Below are 17,635 nucleotides of genomic sequence, written 5' to 3'. Positions count from 1 at the left end.
CGCTCCCGCTGCCAACATTCAAGAGTCGCGGTGTCTAACGTCCTTTTGAGCAGGTTTGCGGCTTGCATGGACACAACCGCTACAACCTGCTCACTTCTTAAACTGCGCTAACTAGACAGTGCCGTTTAAAGAACAATTACATTGCTTTAGAAACTGCATAGGTTACTTCGGTGCCATCTATCAATGGTTGTGAACGCTCGCACTCGTCCTCGACGCGCTCCGAGGAGGCTCCCGCCGAGGAGTCCCGGCGGTAGCGAAACGGGCGGAACTCGACCGCGCGACAGGAAAACCCTGATACGGTCCCCAATCGAAGGGTCCGGTATGACCGAACGCGCGTGGCAGGACCTCATCGTCGGCGACCGGATGGCCGTCGACCAGGAGTTCGCACAGCAGGTGACGGACTCGCAGTTCTCCCGACAGGAGTGGGGCCTCATCATGACCGCGGTCGAGTTCGAAATCGAGAACCCCGGCGACGCCGACCAGGCCCGCATCGTGGCCGACACCTCCAAAATCGAGCAGGTGATGCCCGAGTTGGAGAACATCCGGAACCAGATGAACTCGATGGCTGGCGGCGCTGGCGGCGGAGGCGGCGGCAAGCAGGGCGGCGGTGGCGGCGTCTTCGACTCGGTGAAGGACGCGCTCGGCCTCGGCGGTGGCGGCGGAGGCGGCGCGGACCAAGACCGCATCGACGACGCCAGCCGTCTCGCGCAGGCCTACGCCGACGAACTCCAGCAGCGCCTCGAATCGCAGGGTAAGTGGGCCAAAGTCCGCGAGGCCGCCGCGAACTGATGGGCGGGGAGCACGGACCCTCGGACGACGAGCGACCGACGGGCCGAGAGCGCGAGGCGACTCGCTGGCGGCTCGGCGACGGGTTCACGCCGGGCGCGTGGCGCTACGCCCTGCTGGCGCTCGCGCTGGCGGTTCCCGCGGCGCTCCTCGCGCGGTCGAAAAAGTGGGCGCGACGGTGGGGGCTGGCGGCACCCCTGTTGAGTGCAGGTGCCCTGCTCTTCCACCGGGACCCCGAGCGGAACTCGCCCGAGGAGGGCGTTCTCGCGCCCGCCGACGGCCGAGTCTCGGTCGTCCGCGAGGAGAGCGTCTCGGAGGCCGAAACTGGCCCAAATGGCGAAACCGACCCGGACGGCGAGTCCGAGCGCGTCCGTATCGGCGTGTTCATGAACGTCACCGACGTTCACGTCAATCGCGCGCCCCTCGGCGGGCGAGTCGAGGACGTCGAACACGAACCCGGCAAGCACCGTCCGGCGTTCTCCAAGGAGTCGGACAAAAACGAGAAGTTCCACGTCCGATTCCCGGACCACGAGGTCACGCTCATCGCCGGGGCGTTCGCCCGGCGCATCCACCCCTACGTCGAACCCGGCGACGAACTCGACCGAGGCCAGCGACTCGGCCACATCTCGTTCGGGAGTCGCGCCGACGTGCTACTTCCGGCCTCGTTCGACCCCGCGGACGTCGCCGTCGAGCGCGGGCAGAAAGTCCGGGCGGGAGAGACGGTGCTGGCCAAAGAGTAGCGAGGACTACCCGCTGTAGTCGCCGCCGTGGAAGAGCGTGCGCTCCTCGGCCTCGTAGATGTTGATGAGTTCGGTGACGATTTCGTCGTAGGACTCGTCGTCGACCCGGAGACTGTCGAGGCGCTCTATCGTGTCCTCGTCGAGTTGAATCTTCGGCATCACCCAATCGTAAGCCGCCAACCCTCTTAAACCACGGGGCGCGGGGCGAGAACCACCGTGTGCGGGTCTCCTCGTTACCGAAGCCGGGATTTCTCACCCCACTACCTTAAATTAGGGGTATCTTTTCGAAATTAACGAGCGGGAGAGAGACCGCGTAACAACCGCTTACTGGGGCCGCTAATGGTTGATTACGGGGGTGTAGGTACTGGATAACAAAGTGGATAGGATTGTGTGTATCTATCGCGCAGCCATGACCACGACCGACAATCGACTCACCAACGGCGACGACACGATGGCCGAGAACCGATGCCAGAGCTGTGGCTCCTTCGTCACGCGGGACTTCGCACGCGTCTTCGGAAACAACCACAACGAGGTATTCGGCTGTCTGGAATGCATGACCGCGACAGAGGTCAAGAAAGGCGGTGCGCGGGCCGACGAGGTCGACACGACCAACCTCATCGGCGGCCGAGAACCGCTTCGGTAACGGTTTCGACCGCTTCGAGTATCGTTCTACGGGAGAAGATGCGATTGGGCAGGTTTCTCGGACGCTACAGCTTCGACAGCACCGCGTCAGTCACGTCTCGCGTGGTCGCGTCGCCGCCGAGGTCGGGCGTGTGGGGGCCGGATTCTAACGTCGCCTCGACTGCCGAGCGAACGCGCTCGCCAGCCTCGTCGTGGCCGAGGTACTCCAGCAGCATCGCGGCCGAGAGCATCGTCGCGGAGGGGTTGGCGACGCCCTCGCCAGCGATGTCGGGCGCGGTGCCGTGGACCGGCTCGAACAGCGCGCGCTCGTCGCCGACATTCGCGCTCGGCAGGAGGCCCAGACCGCCGACCAGCCCCGCCGCGAGGTCCGACAGCACGTCGCCCGCGAGGTTGGGGCAGACGACCACGTCGTACTCCTCGGGGCGCTGGACGAGGTGCATCGCCAGCGCGTCCATCAGCGCGTCGTCGTAGCGCACGTCGAACTCGTCGGCGACCTCCTCGGCGGTCGCCAGAAAGAGGCCGTCGGTGGTCCGCATCACGTTCGCCTTGTGAGCAATTGTCACGTCTAACCCGCGTTCTTCGGCGTATTGAAAGCCGTAACGGGCGATTTCCTCGGAAGCGTCCTCGGTAACGACCCGTGTCAGGGTGGTTACGCCGGGCGCAATCTCGGACTCGTGGCCCGCGTAGACCCCTTCCGTGTTCTCGCGGACGAAGACGAGGTCTGTCTCGGGGTGAAGCGCGTCTACGCCGGGGTAGGCCCGGGCGGGCCGGACGTTGGCGAACGACTCGACCGCGCGCCGGAGCGGGATGATGACGTCGGCCGCGGTGTCGCCCGCCGCGCCGAACAGGGTGGCGTCGGCGCTGGCGGCGAGTTCGCGGGTCGAGTCCGGAAGCGCCTCGCCGGTCTCTTCCTTCACCGCGTCTCCGGCCTCCGCCTCCTCGAACTCGAAGTCGGGTTCGACCGCTTCCAGCACCTCGCGGGCCGCGGGGACGACTTCCTTGCCGATGCCGTCGCCGGGGATGACGACGATTTGCTCTGGCTGGTCGGCCATCTCACTCGGCCTCCTCGCCGGTTTCGGTCTCGGCGGTCCCGGTCTCGGCGGACCCGGTCTCGACGTAGGGCAGACTCCGGGCGGTCTCGGCGACCGTCTCGGCGTTCGACTTCAGGAGCGCGGTCGTGTCCCAGACGCCCTCCACGAGCGCCTTGCGCTGGGCGTCGTCCACGGTGGCGTCGATTTCGGTCGTCTCGTCGTCGGGCGCGCCGTAGGTGACTGTTTCCTCCTCCACGTCCACCGAGATTTCGGCGTCGGGGTTCTCCTCGACGTAGCGCTGGAGGGTCTCGATTTGCTCGGGGTCGGCCGTGACCGTCGGGATGCCGAGCGCGAGGCAGTTGCCCGCGAAAATCTCGGCGAAGCTCTCGCCCACGACGGCGTCGATGCCCCACCGCTTGAGGGCCTGCGGGGCGTGTTCCCGCGAGGAGCCACAGCCGAAGTTGGCGTTCACCACGAGGACGGAGGCGTCGCGGAACTGCTCCTCGTTGAAGGGGTGGTCTTTGGGCTCGTCGTCCTCGGTGAATCGCTGGTCGTGGAAGGCGAACTGGCCCAGTCCGTCGAAGGTCACGACCTTCATGAACCGCGCGGGGATGATTTGGTCGGTGTCGATGTCGTTGCCCCGGACCGGGATACCCGTGCCCGAGACGTGTTCGACCGTCTCGATTTCCTCGGTCTCGTCGGTCATGCTTCCACCTCCGAGTCGGCGACCTCCGTCTCCGGGAGTTGTCTGGCGTCGGTGACTTCGCCCTCGATTGCGGCGGCGGCGACCATCCGGGGGTTCATCAGCACGGTCTTGCCGTCCTTGCTCCCCTGTCGCCCGACGAAGTTCCGGTTCGAGGAGGACGCGCACGCCTCGTCGCCCTCCAGTTGGTCGGGGTTCATCCCGAGGCACATCGAGCATCCGGCCCCGCGCCAGTCGAACCCGGCCTCCTCGAAGACTTCGTCGAGGCCTTCCTCCTCGGCGGCGGCCTTGACGCGCTGGCTTCCGGGGACGACCATCGCGCGAACGTCGTCGTGGACCTCGCGGCCCGCGACGAGTCGGGCGGCCCGCCGGAGGTCGGGCAGTCGCGCGTTGGTGCACGAGCCGAGGAAGGCCACGTCGATGGGGTAGCCCTCCATCGTCTCGCCCGGCTCGACGCCCATGTGGTCCTGAGCGCGTCGGGCGGTGTCCCGCTTGTCCTCGGGCAGGTCCGTCGGGTCGGGAATCGGTTCGGTGACGCCGACGCCCTGTCCGGGCGTGGTGCCCCACGTGACCATCGGTTCGAGGTCGTCGCCGTCGATGACGACCTCGTCGTCGTAGTCGGCGTCGGGGTCGGAGCGAATCGACTCCCAGTAGGGTTTCAGCTCCTCGAATTTGTCCGGATCATCGCGGAAGGCGTCGGTGTCTTCGAGCCACTCGTAGGTGGTCTCGTCGGGGTTGACGTATCCGGCCCGCGCGCCGCCCTCGATGGACATGTTGCAGATGCTCATCCGGCCCTCCACGTCGAGGTCCTCGATGGCGTCCCCGGCGTACTCGTAGACGTAGCCGACGCCCCCGTCGGTGCCGAGCTTGCGGATGATTTGGAGAATCACGTCCTTGGCCTCGACGCAGTCGCCGAGGTCGCCCGTGACGCGAATCTGGCGCACGTCCTTCTTCTCCATCGCCACGGTGCCGGTCGCCAGCACGTCCCGAATCTGGGAGGTGCCGATGCCGAAGGCGAGGGCACCGAACGCGCCGTGAGTCGAGGTGTGGCTGTCGCCGCACACGACCGTCATGCCGGGTTGGGTCAGGCCCTGCTCCGGACCGATGACGTGGACGATGCCCTGATTGCCGGTGTCGGGACTGGAGAAGTCGATGCCGGCATCGCGGACGTTCTCCTCCAGTTCGGCCATCATCTCCTCGGCCGCGCCCTCGTAGGGCCGGTCGCGGTCCTCGGTCGGGACGATGTGGTCCACGGTGGCGTGGGTGCGCTCGGGGTAGGCGACTTCGAGGTCGCGCTCGCGGAGCATCCCGAAGGCCTGCGGACTCGTGACCTCGTGGATGAGGTGGAGACCGACGAACAACTGGTCCTGCCCGGTCGGGAGTTCGGTGACCTTGTGGCGGTCCCAGACCTTGTCGTAGAGGGTGCGCTCGCTCACGCCGACCGCCCTCCGCTGGTCGCCGACCGCGCTCTATTTGCTACTGATACTACACTATATGTTTCTTTAGACATGGAATACATTTCTTTAGGCATCGTATAACCACTTCTGTGTACTTCGGACCGGCCGCTGTTCGACGTTGCGTCCGAAAAAGCAGTCGATACACTCATCGGCGCTCGGAACTCACTCTTCGGACTCGACCGGTTCTTCTCTGCCGCGCTCGAAGACGGGGTTCGCGCCGTCGCCGTGGGGCGGCGTGTGGTTCACGTCCTTCATCTGGTCGCCCTCGCGCTCGTCGTCCTCCTCGCGGGCGTCGGCCTCGGTCTCGTCGTAGGCTTCCCGCTCCCCTCCGTCGGCGGCCACGACCGGGCCGCGCTGGAAGGGCCGGTTGATGGCTCCTCGGGCGGTGTGCGGATGGGTGTGGCTGACCTCGCCCATCGTGGTCGGGGACGAGTCGTCGGTCTGTCGGTTGGTCCGGTTCGGTCGGTCGGTTCGGGTCTGTCGGTCGGTTCGGGTCTGTCGGTCGGCTCGGTTGGCTCGGTTCATGATTCTAATCGTCCGCGGTCGCTGTCTCCGTGGTCTGTTCGTCGCTCGATTCCTCGGTCTGGCCGTCGGCGTCTCCCGTCTCGTCTTCTGCCCACGCAAAGAGGTCCCGCAGTCGCTCGCCCACGTCCTCGATGTCGTGGTTCTTCTCGGCGACGCGGCGCTGGCGGTAGGCCGGGCGTCCGGCCTGATTCTCGGTGATCCACTCGCGGGCGAACTCGCCGTTCTGGACCTCTTCGAGGACCTCCTCCATGTTCTCGCGGGCGGTCTCGTCCACGACGACCTCGCCGCGGGTCAGCCCGCCGTACTCGGCGGTGTCGGAGACCGAGTCCCACATCTCGCCCATCCCGCCCTCGTACATGAGGTCCACGATGAGCTTCATCTCGTTCAGGCACTCGAAGTAGGCCATCTCGGGGCTGTACCCGGCGTCCACCAGCGTCTCGTATCCGGCCTTGATGAGCTCGGTGACGCCGCCGCAGAGGACGGCCTGCTCGCCGAACAGGTCGGTCTCGGTCTCCTCGCGGAAGGTGGTCTCGACCACGCCTGCTCGGGTACAGCCGATGGCTTTCCCGTAGGCCAGCGCCTCAGCTTTCGCCTCGCCGGTCGCGTCCTGATAGACCGCGAGCAGGCCGGGCGTGCCCTCGCCGCTCTCGTAGTTGCGCCGGACGAGGTGGCCCGGCGACTTGGGCGCGATCATCGTCACGTCCACGTCCTCGGAGGGTTCGATTTGGCCGTAGTGGACGTTGAACCCGTGGGCGAACTGGAGGGTGTCCCCCGCCTCCAATTCACTCCGGATGTCGTCGTAGACCGCCGGTTGGACCGTGTCGGGCACGAGGAGCGAGACGATGTCGGCCTCGCTGGCGGCCTCTTTCGGGGTCGCAACGTCGAGGCCGTCGGCCTCGGCGGCATCGCGCGACGAGGAGTCCTCTCGAAGCCCGACAATCACGTCCACCCCGCTGTCGGCGAGGTTCTGGGCGTGGGCGTGGCCTTGGCTCCCGTAGCCGAGGACCGCGACCGTCTTGTCGTCTATCTGCGCGCTGTCCGCGTCGTCGTCGTAGTATACCGTGGTGTCGAATTCGTCAGTCATCGTTGTCGTTTGCCGTGGTGCTCTTGGAGTCGTCTGCTGTCTGGGTGTTCGCTGTGCTTTCGGCGGACGCGGCGGGCGACTCGCCGGGCGTCGTCGGGGTGTCGCCCCGAGCGAGCGCGGTCTGGCCCGTCCGCGCGATTTCGATGATGCCGAACTGCCGGAAGGCGTCGACCGCGTCGTCGATCTTCTGCTGGTCGCCGGTGATTTGGACCGTGATGGTCCGGGGTCCGGCGTCGAGCGTCTGGCCCTCGTACATCTGGGTGATGGCGTGGACCTTGTCGGGCTCCTCGCCCCGGACCTTCAGCAGGACCAGCTCGGCCTGCACCGCGTCGTCGCCGAGTTCCCCGACCGCGATGACCGGGACGAGTTTCTCGACCTGCTTTTTGATCTGCTCGATGCCCGAATCGGTCTCCTCCACTACTAGTGTGATTCGCGCGTGACCGTCAACCGTCGTCGGCCCGACCGTCAGGCTCTCGATGTTGAACTGCCGCCGGGAGAACAGCCCGGAGACCTTCGCCAGCACGCCGGGTTCGTGTTCGACCAGCGCGGAGACGACCGCGTTCCGGGTGTCCTGCTCGGCGTCGGTCGCGGTGTCGATGCGCTCGCCGTGGCGGTTCCGGCGTCCCTCCGGCTGGGGTCGCTCCTCCGGGGCGGGACCCTGCAATCCTGCGCCGCTCTGACTCGCTTCAGTTTCGTCCGAACTCATAGCTGGTCCTCCGAGAGTGCGAACTGGCCGTTCGCGCCGCCCGAGGGAACCATCGGGTAGACGTTCTCGGCGGGGTCGATGCGGAAGTCGATGACCGAGGGACCGTCGTAGGCCATCGCCGACTCGACGGCGCTTGCGACCTCGTCGTAGTCCGAGACCGCGAACCCTTCCGCGCCGAAGGCCTCGGCCAGCTTGTCGAACTCGGGGCACCACGAGTACTCGGAGGCCGCCCGACGCCCGTCGAAGAAGGCGTCCTGCCACTGGCGGACCATCCCGATGTACTCGTTGTTGAGGACCGCGACGGTGATGTCGAGGTTCTCGCGGACCGCGACCGCCAGCTCCTGAATCGTCATCAGGAAGGAGCCGTCGCCCTCGAAGCTGACGACTTCCTTGTCGGGGTCGGCCATCTTCGCGCCGATTGCGGCGGGCAGTCCGTAGCCCATCGTCCCGAGTCCGTGGCTCGACACCCACGTCCGGGGTTCCTTGAACGTCCAGTACTGGACCGCCCACATCTGGTGCTGGCCGACCCCGGTGGTGACGATGGCGTCGTCGTCGGTGGCCTCGTCGAGCGCCTCCACGACGAACTGCGGCTTGAGCGGTTCGTCGTCGGGCGTGGCGTAGTCCATCGGGTACTCGGCTTTCCACTCCCGGCATTGGTCGCGCCACTCGTCGTAGCCCTCGGCGACTTCTTCCGGGTCGGCGTCGGAGGCGCGACCCATCTCGTCGCTGACCTGCTCCAAGACGGTGGCGGCGTCCCCGACGAGGGGCACGTCGGCGTGGACGTTCTTCGAAATCTCCGCGGGGTCGATGTCCACGTGGACCACTTCGGCGTCGGGCGCGAACGTCTCGACGCCGCCGGTCAGGCGGTCGTCGAACCGGCACCCGACCGCCAACAGCACGTCGCAGTGGGTCGTCGCCATGTTGGCGTAGCCCGTGCCGTGCATGCCGACCATCTCCATCGCCAACTCGTCGTCCTCGGGGAAGGCCCCGACCGCGGGCATCGAGGTGGCGACGGGAATCCCGTAGGTCCGGGCGAACTCGCGGACCTCCTCGCTGGCCTCGCCCTTGATGACGCCGCCCCCGGCGAGGAGGACGGGCTTCTCGGCCGCTTCGAGCGTTCGGGCCGCATCGCGGACGGCCTCCTCGTCGGCGACCGTCTGCGGGTTGTAGGTCTCGGGAGTTTCGGCCTCGCCCGGTTCGGCGTCTGTTTCGCCGTTCGTCACGTCCTTCGGGAGGTCGACCAGCGTCGGGCCGGGTCGGCCCTCGCTCGCCAGCGCGAACGCCTCGCCCACCGTGTCGCCGACCTCGTCGGCGTGCTGGGCGAAGTAGTTCGTCTTCGTGATGGGCGCGGTCAGGCCGGTGGTGTCGGTCTCCTGGAAGGCGTCGTTGCCCACGAAGTCGGTCGGCACCTGTCCGGTCAGCGCGACCATCGGGTCCGAGTCCATGTCGGCGTCCGCGATTCCTGTGGTGAGGTTGGTCGCGCCCGGTCCCGAGGTCGCCAGACAGACCCCCGGCGTGCCCGAGACGATGCCGTAGGCGTCGGCGGCGTGGGCCGCGGCCTGCTCGTGGGCCATCGTGACGTGGTGCAACTCCGAGTCGTACAGCGCGTCGTAGACGGGCATGATGGCCCCGCCCTGCACGCCGAACAGCGTCTCGGCCCCGGCGCGTTCGAGCGCCGCGACGACCGACTGCGCGCCGGTCTGGATTTCGGTCGCTTCGCTCTCGGTAATCGGGTCGGAGCCGTCGGCGGTCGGTTCGCCGGTGTCGGCCTCCTCGCCGTCGAATCGCGGCGGCGCGGGTTCGCTCACGTTCGGTCACCTCCGAACGCTCTGCTTTTAGCGCGGGTAGTTATCGGGCGATACGAGGAGCGATACTTCTCGGTCGGTGCGTTGCTGGTTGGTGTCGTGTCGGTTGGTGTCACGATTTGTCGAGCGCGTGCTGGGCGGTTCGAAGTCGATGCAGAGTTCGGTGCAGTTGCGGACCGGTCGGAAGAAGTGGTGGTGTAGGGGCTCAGGCCCCTACAATAATGACGCGCTCGACAGTCGCGCCGCTCCCCAGAAGCGGTCGCGGGACGGTCGCTGACTGTCGCATCGTTACTGGGTACGTACCGACGCGGACGGGTATAACCCTTTCCCGCGTGGCAACCCTTGCGCGAAGGGCGCGTCTGTGCCACACCGCTTCCGGAACGCGCCACACTCGCTCCGGAGCGGGTCACGCTCGCTCCGGAACGCGCCGCGCGCCGCTGGTCGGCGTGGGCGACGACGGGAACGGGCATCAGGCGCTGGCCTCCCGTTCCTTCCGAGTAACGCCGACCTCGCGGGCGAACCGTTCGAGGTCGGCGACCGTGACGCGGTTCTTCTCCGCGCCGTAGTCTTTCACCCGGCGAGTGACCTTCCGGACCTCGGCGTCGGTCGGGGCGAAGCCGCGGTCCTCCAGTCGCTTGCGGACCGAGTTCGCGCCGGTGTGCTTGCCCAGCACGAACTCCCGTTCCGCGCCGACCATCTCGGGGGTCATGACACCCGGCTCGAAGGTGTCGGAGTTCTCGATGACGCCCGCGGCGTGGATGCCCGACTCGTGGGCGAAAGCGTTGTCGCCCGTGACGGGCTTGTTCGCGGGAACCGGGACGTCGCTGTACTCCTCGACCATCGCGGAGGCTTCCGAGATGTGGGTGGTGTCGATGCCGGTATCGACGCCGTAGACCGACTCGACGGTCATCACGACCTCCTCGTAGGCGGCGTTTCCGGCGCGCTCGCCGATGCCGTTTATCGAGACTTGGGCTTGGTCGGCCCCGGCCTCGAACCCGGCGACGGCGTTGGCGCTTGCCATGCCGAAGTCGTCGTGGGTGTGAACGTCGATTCTGGCGTCGGTGTTGTCGTCCACCAACGTCACCAAGTCGGCGAATCTGGTGGGCGTGGCGACCCCGCAGGTGTCGGGGATGTTGATCCAATCGACGCCGACCTCCGAGACCGCTCGGACCACCGTCTTCAGGTACTCCTCGTCGGTCCGGGTGGCGTCCATCGGCGAGAACATCGCAGTCACGCCCGCCTCCTTGACTCGCTCGACCGCTTCGACCGAGCGGGAGAGGACCTCCTCGCGGGTCGCGTGCATCGAATCTTCTATCTGCACGTCGCTGGTCGAGGCGAAGACGTGGACCATCTCGACGCCGGAGTCGATTGCCGCTTCGACGTCCTTGTCCACGACGCGAGCGAGTCCGCAAGTGGTCGCGGAGGTGCTCGCGGCGATGTCGCTGACGGCCTCGAACTCGGCGTCGGAGTTGACCGGGAACCCCGCTTCGATGACGTGGGTGCCCATCTGGTCCAAGGTCTCAGCGATCGCTCGCTTCTCGTCGTAGGAGAAGGACGTGCGCGGTGCCTGCTCACCGTCGCGCAGAGTCGTGTCGAAGACTCGCGCAGACTCGAATTCCGTGTTAGTTCTCAGCGTACCGTCGAAGAACTCGACCCGCCCGACTGGTATCGGACGAGCGCATGTCGTTGTCAGACATCGTACCTCGTGCTGGCCACTTTCTCGTATTTAAAGGCTTCGCAGAGACAGGTTGTTACGGCCGAATAACATGTAATTCGACGCGACTCTCTCGCGGAAATCGCCCGACTGAAACGGCCTGTAATTGTTGGTGGGTCATTAATCGTCCTTAAACTAGGCTCGTCGCCGGACGTTTTTCGGTCGGTCTCTCCCTGTTGATTCACTGGAAATATGGTGTGAATTTTCTCGGGCGCGTTGCGAGGCCGACGGCTCCTCGGAGTACGAGACGCCAGAACAGTAAGGAGGCTGGCTGTCGTAGCTTCCGTGCATGACATCCGAGGAGGTCACGGACCTACTGAAGAAGGCGTACAGCGACGAAATCGAAACCGTGATGAACTACCTGACCAACTCCATCGTCCTCGACGGCGTGAGCGCCGAAGAGGTCAAAGAGAGTCTCGAAGCCGACATTCAGGAGGAACTCAACCACGCCGAGATGCTCGGCCACCGTCTCAAGCAACTCGACGAGCGCCCGCCAGCCTCCTACGACTTCGAGGCGCGTCAGGAGAGCCTCCAGCCGCCGGAGGACAGCACCGACGTACTGTCCGTTATCGAGGGCGTCCTCGACGCCGAGGAGGACGCAATCGAGACCTACCGCGCGCTCATCAAGGCGGCTGGCGACGAGGACCCGGTAACCGAGGACATCGCCGTGACGATTCTGAGCGACGAGGAGGCCCACCGGACCGAGTTCCGCGGGTTCAAGCGCGAGTACGTCGAGGACTGAAGTCGCCGATATCGCCGATTTTAAGGTATTGGCATGACATGGCATGCCGCCATGTTTTAGTCGGTCGCTACTCGTTCTCGTCGTATGGGGACCGAGGAGTATGGGTTGGTTAACAGATACGTATATAGCCGGATGAACCACTGTATTCTGTTCCGAAAGAATACAAAATTTTATTTTCACTGGCTATGTGGTATGAGACGAGATGTCACTCCAGCGGGCAAGCTTTCGCGGGGACTGCGCTACCCACGAGTTTCAGGAGGTGTTGAAACGGTTCAAGCACGACGGTTGCAACCTACTGGTGACCGGTACGGTATCGAAAGACGTGACCGTGCAGGCGACCCGAACGTTGCTCGGCGCGCCGAACGCCGACCGCAAGCGCGTCGTCGCCCTCGCCAATTCGCGGCGGGGCAACGTCGCCGAGCGCCTGCCGCCGGGCGTCGATTCCGAGGACTCGGACGTGTGGATAATCGACCAACAGACGTGCCAGCGGTCGGCACCGAAGGCCGCCCGGAGCGGCGACGTGAACTTTCCGACCGTCGGCGACGACACGGACGCGCTGACGCACCTGCGCGAGGAGATAATCGCCGCCGTCGACTACTTCCAGAACGAAGACGACGGTCTCGGTCCGTCAGAGCTTCGACTGTCGGTGTCGTCGCTCGGCCGACTCGCCCACGAACACGACGCCGACGCGGTTGCACGGTTCGTCCGGTCGGTCGCGGCGATGGTGCAGGGCGTGCGTGGCATGGCCCACTACCACCTGCCGCGACAGGACGACGACGAGATGGTACGTCGGCTCTCGCCGCTGTTCGACGCGCGAATCGAACTCCGCAAGCGCGACGGACTCCCGACCGAACAGCGCTGGCACGTACCGAAGTACGAGCAAACGACCGACTGGGTGCGCCTGTGAGGTGATTCATGGACCCGACGTTCACGGTATCCTCTGACCGGACCGGCATCGAGATAGCAGACCCCATCGAGAACGCCCGCTTCGAGTTGTACACCCCCGCGGCCGTCGAACCGACGCCCGTGGCGACCGACGAGTTCTACTTCCCCGTCGATTCCGCGATTACGGTCGAGACGAGCGCCGTCGTGGTGCCGAAGCTGGCCAACGTCCTCGTCCGGACCCAATCCGGGGACCTCGTGGCCGACAACGCCGACCACGCGAATCGGTCGCTGGAGTCGGGCGCGTACAACGTCGAACTCAGCACCGCGCCGATGAAACTCTACCTGTCGGTCGAGAGTGCAATCGACGTGCGCCACGACGACTCGACCGTCACCGTCGCGTTCGACCGGCCCACCGAAGTCGCAGTCGGCGCGCGGTCCTTCCACGACCGACCCGCCGGGACGATTACGACGACGCCCGACCCGGTCGGCGCAATGGGCGCGATTTCGCTCCTCGGGTCGGCGCTGAAGACCACCTCGCCCGAGCGGAGTTTTCCGACGCTCCGAGGTCATCCGCCGCTCATCGAAGTCGGCGAGGAGTTCGACGCGCCCGAGGGAATCGAGCGCCCGGACACGGGCGTCCGCATCGAGGTTCCGGCCGACTTCGAGTACGTCTACCCGGCGGCGTCGCTTTCGTACTACCTCGGGGCCGAAGTCGTGCCGGGCGACGACCCCCGACTCGTCACCGAGAGTGGCTTCGAGTACGACCTCGACGGACCGCTCGGCTACGAGAAGACGGTCGGGCGCGTCCTGCGCCAGACGTTCCTGCTGGACTGCGTGACCCGAACCGAGGGCTACTATCAGGTGGACCTCCACGAGCGCGAGCAGGTCGAGGACGCGGTGGATTTGGACTTCGCCGACCTCTACGACCGGCCGCTGGCCGAGCGCCTCGAAGCGCACCTCTCGGTGCCGTTCGAGGCGGTCGCCGACCACGTGCCCGACTGGAACCTGACGACCGACGTGATGGCGACCCCCGACAACGCCGAGGTGCTCCCGTTCGTGGCGAACGACCTCGCGCTGGTCCGGTGTCCCGGCGAACCGACCGCGGCCTCGGTGAGTCCGACGCCCGACCCCATCGACGAGTTCTTCCGGAGCAATTCCGCAGAATCCGGCGGTGCGGCTTCGGAGGCGGAGGTAGATGGAGGCACGGCGAGCGACGACTTCACCCGAAGCACGACCGACACCGCTCCCGCCCTGCCGTCTCAGCGCGAGATTTTCAACCCCGAACCGGTCGAGACGGTCGAACACGCGTGGGTCGGCGACGGGTTCCCCGTCGGCGCGAACAAGGCGACGGTCGAATCCTACCGGCGGCGGGTCGAGCGGTCGGCCCCCGAGAAGACCGACATCGAGATTCACGTCGTCTGCAACGACGAACGCATGCGCGAGGAGGGCGTCGTCGAGGAGTTCTACGGCCTGCGCGACCTCCTCCAGTTCGACGTGTCGGTCCACCACGGACTGACGACCGACGAGCTGCGAGACCTGCTGGCCCAACCCGCGGACTTTCTGCACTACATCGGCCACGTGGACGACCGAGGGATGCGATGCCCCGACGGCCACCTCGACGCCCGGACGCTCTCGGAGGTGAACGTGAAGGCGTTCGTCCTCAACGCCTGTCGGTCCTACGCGCAGGGCGAGGCGCTGGTCGAGTCCGGAAGCTACGGCGGGGTCGTCACCCTCGCGGAAATCGCCAACAGCGTCGCCACCGAAATCGGCCAGACCTTGGCGCGACTGCTGAACTGCGGCTTCCCGCTCCGAGTGGCCCTCTCCATCGTGAAGGACACCATCGCGCCCGCCTACCAGTACTCGACCGTCGGCGACGGCGGGTTGACGCTGTGTCAGAGTGAGAGTGGTTGTCCAGTCCACCTTCGAATTACCCAAGGTGAGACTAGAATGTTCAATGCCGAAATTAAGACGTATCCCGCGGCTAACTACGGTATCGGGTCCATCCAAACGCCGAACTTGGTGGAAACGGATACTCGATACATAGCTGCTGGAACGCTCGATAGCTTCGAGGTAAACTCCTCGGAACTAAGCGATTTCCTCGATTTGGAAGTGCTTCCGATTACGAAAGACGGTGAGCTCTTCTGGAGTGACAGAATCTCTATCGAGGAATTGCAGCCTTAAGGACCGTTATTTGTTGCCGCTGCGTTTGCGGCCACGTTCCCTGCTTCCATCAGCAGAACACAAATCGTGAACAGTGCGCCAATCATCCGCGGGTGTGCTTCGAGGTAGTCTGCCATCTTGCCGTGTGCCTTGGTTCGTGCCATGACCACTTTTGACAACGACTCTCACGATATTGAATCTATTTAAAAGATGATAATAGAAAACTTCTTGAAAAAGGTTACGGCAATTTATTTAAAATGTGCGGGTGCCTGAGGGTCTTCAGGGGGCAAGGACTTTGCCGGGGGAGTGAGAGCGAGCGCATATGACCAGAGCTTTCGACCTCGACCTTCAGACGGTCGAGCAGGAAATCGAAGACAGCGCCGACGGCGACGACGGGCAGACTGACCGGAGCATCGTCCTCGGAACGCTGGACGGGACGACCGACGAGCGCGAGTGGTTCGAGGTCGTGGACCGCGGGGACGTCCTCGTCCTCGCGGTCGAAGGCGACCTACCGGAGCTGGCCGAGGACCTCGTTCCGCGGGTCAAAGAACGCGGTGGGAATTTGGTTCACTTCCGAGAGTTCCTCCTCGTCACGCCCGCCAGCGTGAGCGTAGATTCGAGTCGGCTCTGAGCCGCACGGTCGGAAACGCTTAATCCCCGCGAGCGCCTACCGGCGAGTGCGTACCTCAAGTCCCCGCCCGAGCGTTCCCACTCGGGAGCGATGACAGCGCGGAGAACCCGGGTACGCGACAGTCACGAGGTTGCTCCTCGAACAGCAGTGGTTGCTCCTCGAACAGCAGTCTGGTGCTGGACGACAGCATCCGCCCGGCACGAGGGTTTGCCAGCAGACTCGGCATGCCGCCACGGGATGACGCTGGAGGTTAGTGTTCCGGGTGACATTTCGGTACTCTCGGTCTGTACTACGACTATTCGAGCGTGCGGTCTGGTTCTCGACCGCTCGGTGGCTTTTCCACGTAGAGCGGAACGTCGGCGAATTAGTATTGTACTTTGCGCGTGCGCCTGTGGGCGAATTGGATTGGGAGACAGCAAAAAACACGATAGGTGAGAGGCTCGCTCTCTCCCAGCAATTCGTCTCGCAGACCCATGGAATCTCCTACCGAGGTTGGCACGTCAATTCACCGCGAAGGCGGCTTGGTTCGACGGCCTTAAGTGTAACCCGGCCATTCGTTTGAATGCGAACGAGGTCCGGTGGTTTGGGCCTCCGGAAGACGGCGAGAATCGACGCCTTTTTACGGCGTCTCGGCCGGTCTTCCGAAACAAGCTCCAATCCGACGCCCTTAAGTGCAATAGGCTACTCGGATTGGGTGTGAGCGCCCTCGTGCGATTTGCGAGGGCCGCACCACACCTAATCCGACGCCCTTAAGTGTAACAGGGTACTTGGATTGGATGTGACGAGCCTTCGGGGGTCTTCCCACCGAAGGACGAACGCGGTTCGGTGCCCTTAAGTAGTAAGGGTTCCTTGAACCGTAATGCGAAGAAGATCCGAAGTGATAGTCGGGCGTTCAATTCGTCTGACAGTCATTCACCAATGAGGATTCCACCCCTGCGGTCCGCCGTACACGATGGGATCTGATGTTAGCCCTGGTAGTTCGGTGACACTCGGTCGGCAACACGAACGAGGTCGTCGAACTAACGGACCATAGAAGATAGACACGATAGCGTGTCTCCGCCAGAAACCCACCGAGCATTCTGCTCGGCAACCATTCCGGTTGATCCTGCCGGAGGCCATTGCTATCGGAGTCCGCTTTAGCCATGCTAGTCGCACGGGTTCAGACCCGTGGCAGATAGCTCAGTAACACGTGGCCAAACTACCCTACGGACCAGTATAACCTCGGGAAACTGAGGCTAATGCTGGATACGACTCTCAGTCTGGAGTGACGAGAGTCAGAAATGCTACGGCGCCATAGGATGTGGCTGCGGCCGATTAGGTAGACGGTGGGGTAACGGCCCACCGTGCCGATAATCGGTACAGGTTGTGAGAGCAAGAGCCTGGAGACGGAATCTGAGACAAGATTCCGGGCCCTACGGGGCGCAGCAGGCGCGAAAACTTTACACTGCACGATAGTGCGATAAGGGGACTCCGAGTGCGAGGGCATATAGTCCTCGCTTTTCTGAACCGTAGGGAGGTTCAGGAACAAGGACTGGGCAAGACCGGTGCCAGCCGCCGCGGTAATACCGGCAGTCCAAGTGATGGCCGCTATTATTGGGCCTAAAGCGTCCGTAGCCAGCCAGACAGGTCCGTCGGGAAATCCACGCGCTTAACGCGTGGGCGCCCGGCGGAAACCAGCTGGCTTGGGGCCGGAAGACTCGAGGGGTACGTCCGGGGTAGGAGTGAAATCCCGTAATCCTGGACGGACCACCGGTGGCGAAAGCGCCTCGAGAAGACGGACCCGACGGTGAGGGACGAAAGCTAGGGTCACGAACCGGATTAGATACCCGGGTAGTCCTAGCTGTAAACGATGCTCGCTAAGTATGGCACACACTACGAGTGTGTGCTGTGCTGCAGTGAAGACGTGAAGCGAGCCGCCTGGGAAGTACGTCCGCAAGGATGAAACTTAAAGGAATTGGCGGGGGAGCACTACAACCGGAGGAGCCTGCGGTTTAATTGGACTCAACGCCGGACATCTCACCAGC

17 protein-coding genes and 1 rRNA gene are annotated in these 17,635 nt (G+C 64.7%); 8 read left to right on the top strand and 10 right to left on the bottom strand.

The window, feature by feature from the left end; genetic code table 11:
- Positions 1-321: 321 nt before the first annotated feature.
- Together EPL01_RS22120 and EPL01_RS21070 are read left to right on the top strand one after the other, a co-directional pair.
- Complete coding sequence (locus EPL01_RS22120) at positions 322-789, top strand: DUF5799 family protein (RefSeq protein WP_210424219.1); 468 nt, start codon at positions 322-324, stop codon at positions 787-789.
- On the top strand, positions 789-1,526 hold the full coding sequence (locus EPL01_RS21070) for a phosphatidylserine decarboxylase (RefSeq protein WP_135827252.1): 738 nt from the start codon (positions 789-791) through the stop codon (positions 1,524-1,526). The genes EPL01_RS22120 and EPL01_RS21070 overlap by 1 nt, the downstream gene beginning before the upstream one ends.
- A 6-nt stretch (positions 1,527-1,532) precedes the next feature.
- On the opposite strand, the gene EPL01_RS21905 is transcribed toward EPL01_RS21070, so the two are convergent.
- Complete coding sequence (locus EPL01_RS21905) at positions 1,533-1,685, bottom strand: DUF7557 family protein (protein WP_168215974.1); 153 nt, start codon at positions 1,683-1,685, stop codon at positions 1,533-1,535.
- A 250-nt stretch (positions 1,686-1,935) separates the two neighbouring features.
- Here EPL01_RS21905 and EPL01_RS21065 point away from each other — a divergent pair, with 250 nt between their 5' ends.
- Complete coding sequence (locus EPL01_RS21065; protein ID WP_115863977.1) at positions 1,936-2,169, top strand: DUF7563 family protein; 234 nt, start codon at positions 1,936-1,938, stop codon at positions 2,167-2,169.
- A 64-nt stretch (positions 2,170-2,233) separates the two neighbouring features.
- On the opposite strand, the gene EPL01_RS21060 is transcribed toward EPL01_RS21065, so the two are convergent.
- From EPL01_RS21060 to EPL01_RS21025, 8 genes are all read right to left on the bottom strand, one after another.
- Positions 2,234-3,220, bottom strand: coding sequence for an isocitrate/isopropylmalate dehydrogenase family protein (locus EPL01_RS21060; RefSeq protein ID WP_135827251.1), 987 nt, complete (start codon positions 3,218-3,220; stop codon positions 2,234-2,236).
- A 1-nt stretch (position 3,221) separates the two neighbouring features.
- On the bottom strand, positions 3,222-3,905 hold the full coding sequence (leuD, locus tag EPL01_RS21055; protein WP_135827250.1) for a 3-isopropylmalate dehydratase small subunit: 684 nt from the start codon (positions 3,903-3,905) through the stop codon (positions 3,222-3,224).
- Positions 3,902-5,338 (bottom strand): 3-isopropylmalate dehydratase large subunit, encoded by a 1,437-nt coding sequence (gene leuC / locus EPL01_RS21050; protein WP_135827249.1) that lies wholly within the window; start codon positions 5,336-5,338, stop codon positions 3,902-3,904. Before leuC ends, leuD begins: the two co-directional genes overlap by 4 nt.
- 183 nt (positions 5,339-5,521) lie before the next feature.
- Positions 5,522-5,884, bottom strand: coding sequence for a DUF7989 family protein (locus EPL01_RS21045; protein WP_368279647.1), 363 nt, complete (start codon positions 5,882-5,884; stop codon positions 5,522-5,524).
- A gap of 4 nt (positions 5,885-5,888) precedes the next feature.
- The gene (ilvC, locus tag EPL01_RS21040; protein WP_135827248.1) at positions 5,889-6,968 is read right to left on the bottom strand and encodes a ketol-acid reductoisomerase; all 1,080 of its coding nucleotides are present in this window, start codon (positions 6,966-6,968) and stop codon (positions 5,889-5,891) included.
- Positions 6,961-7,674: an acetolactate synthase small subunit gene (ilvN, locus tag EPL01_RS21035; protein ID WP_135827247.1), complete on the bottom strand. Its 714-nt coding sequence runs from the start codon at positions 7,672-7,674 to the stop codon at positions 6,961-6,963. The genes ilvC and ilvN overlap by 8 nt, the downstream gene beginning before the upstream one ends.
- Positions 7,671-9,482, bottom strand: a complete 1,812-nt coding sequence (gene ilvB / locus EPL01_RS21030; RefSeq protein WP_135827246.1) for a biosynthetic-type acetolactate synthase large subunit — start codon at positions 9,480-9,482, stop codon at positions 7,671-7,673. The genes ilvN and ilvB overlap by 4 nt, the downstream gene beginning before the upstream one ends.
- A gap of 466 nt (positions 9,483-9,948) precedes the next feature.
- A complete protein-coding gene (locus EPL01_RS21025) occupies positions 9,949-11,205 on the bottom strand; it encodes a LeuA family protein (protein WP_135827245.1) in 1,257 nt (418 codons plus the stop codon).
- Positions 11,206-11,482: 277 nt separating this feature from the next.
- On the opposite strand from EPL01_RS21025, the gene EPL01_RS21020 reads away from it, so the two are divergent.
- The 3 genes from EPL01_RS21020 (at position 11,483) to EPL01_RS21010 (ending at position 15,001) form a co-directional block, all read left to right on the top strand.
- A complete protein-coding gene (locus tag EPL01_RS21020; protein ID WP_135827244.1) occupies positions 11,483-11,935 on the top strand; it encodes a ferritin-like domain-containing protein in 453 nt (150 codons plus the stop codon).
- A 202-nt stretch (positions 11,936-12,137) separates the two neighbouring features.
- Positions 12,138-12,842, top strand: coding sequence for a DUF7504 family protein (locus EPL01_RS21015; protein WP_135827243.1), 705 nt, complete (start codon positions 12,138-12,140; stop codon positions 12,840-12,842).
- Positions 12,843-12,850: 8 nt separating this feature from the next.
- Positions 12,851-15,001, top strand: a complete 2,151-nt coding sequence (locus tag EPL01_RS21010) for a hypothetical protein (RefSeq protein ID WP_135827242.1) — start codon at positions 12,851-12,853, stop codon at positions 14,999-15,001.
- Here EPL01_RS21010 and EPL01_RS22750 read toward each other — a convergent pair.
- Positions 14,998-15,117 (bottom strand): DUF7503 family protein, encoded by a 120-nt coding sequence (locus tag EPL01_RS22750; RefSeq protein WP_449272277.1) that lies wholly within the window; start codon positions 15,115-15,117, stop codon positions 14,998-15,000. The two genes, EPL01_RS21010 and EPL01_RS22750, sit on opposite strands and share 4 nt — an antisense overlap.
- A gap of 185 nt (positions 15,118-15,302) precedes the next feature.
- Here EPL01_RS22750 and EPL01_RS21005 point away from each other — a divergent pair, with 185 nt between their 5' ends.
- On the top strand, positions 15,303-15,611 hold the full coding sequence (locus EPL01_RS21005) for a DUF5779 family protein (protein WP_135827241.1): 309 nt from the start codon (positions 15,303-15,305) through the stop codon (positions 15,609-15,611).
- A 1,092-nt stretch (positions 15,612-16,703) separates the two neighbouring features.
- Positions 16,704-17,635, top strand: a 16S ribosomal RNA gene (locus tag EPL01_RS21000); the annotation flags it as partial.

Source organism: Halorussus ruber (assembly GCF_004765785.1).
Classification (GTDB): Archaea; Halobacteriota; Halobacteria; order Halobacteriales; family Haladaptataceae; genus Halorussus; species Halorussus ruber.
Note: the sequence above shows the minus strand (reverse complement) of the source record. Positions and strands in the feature narration are given on the sequence as shown.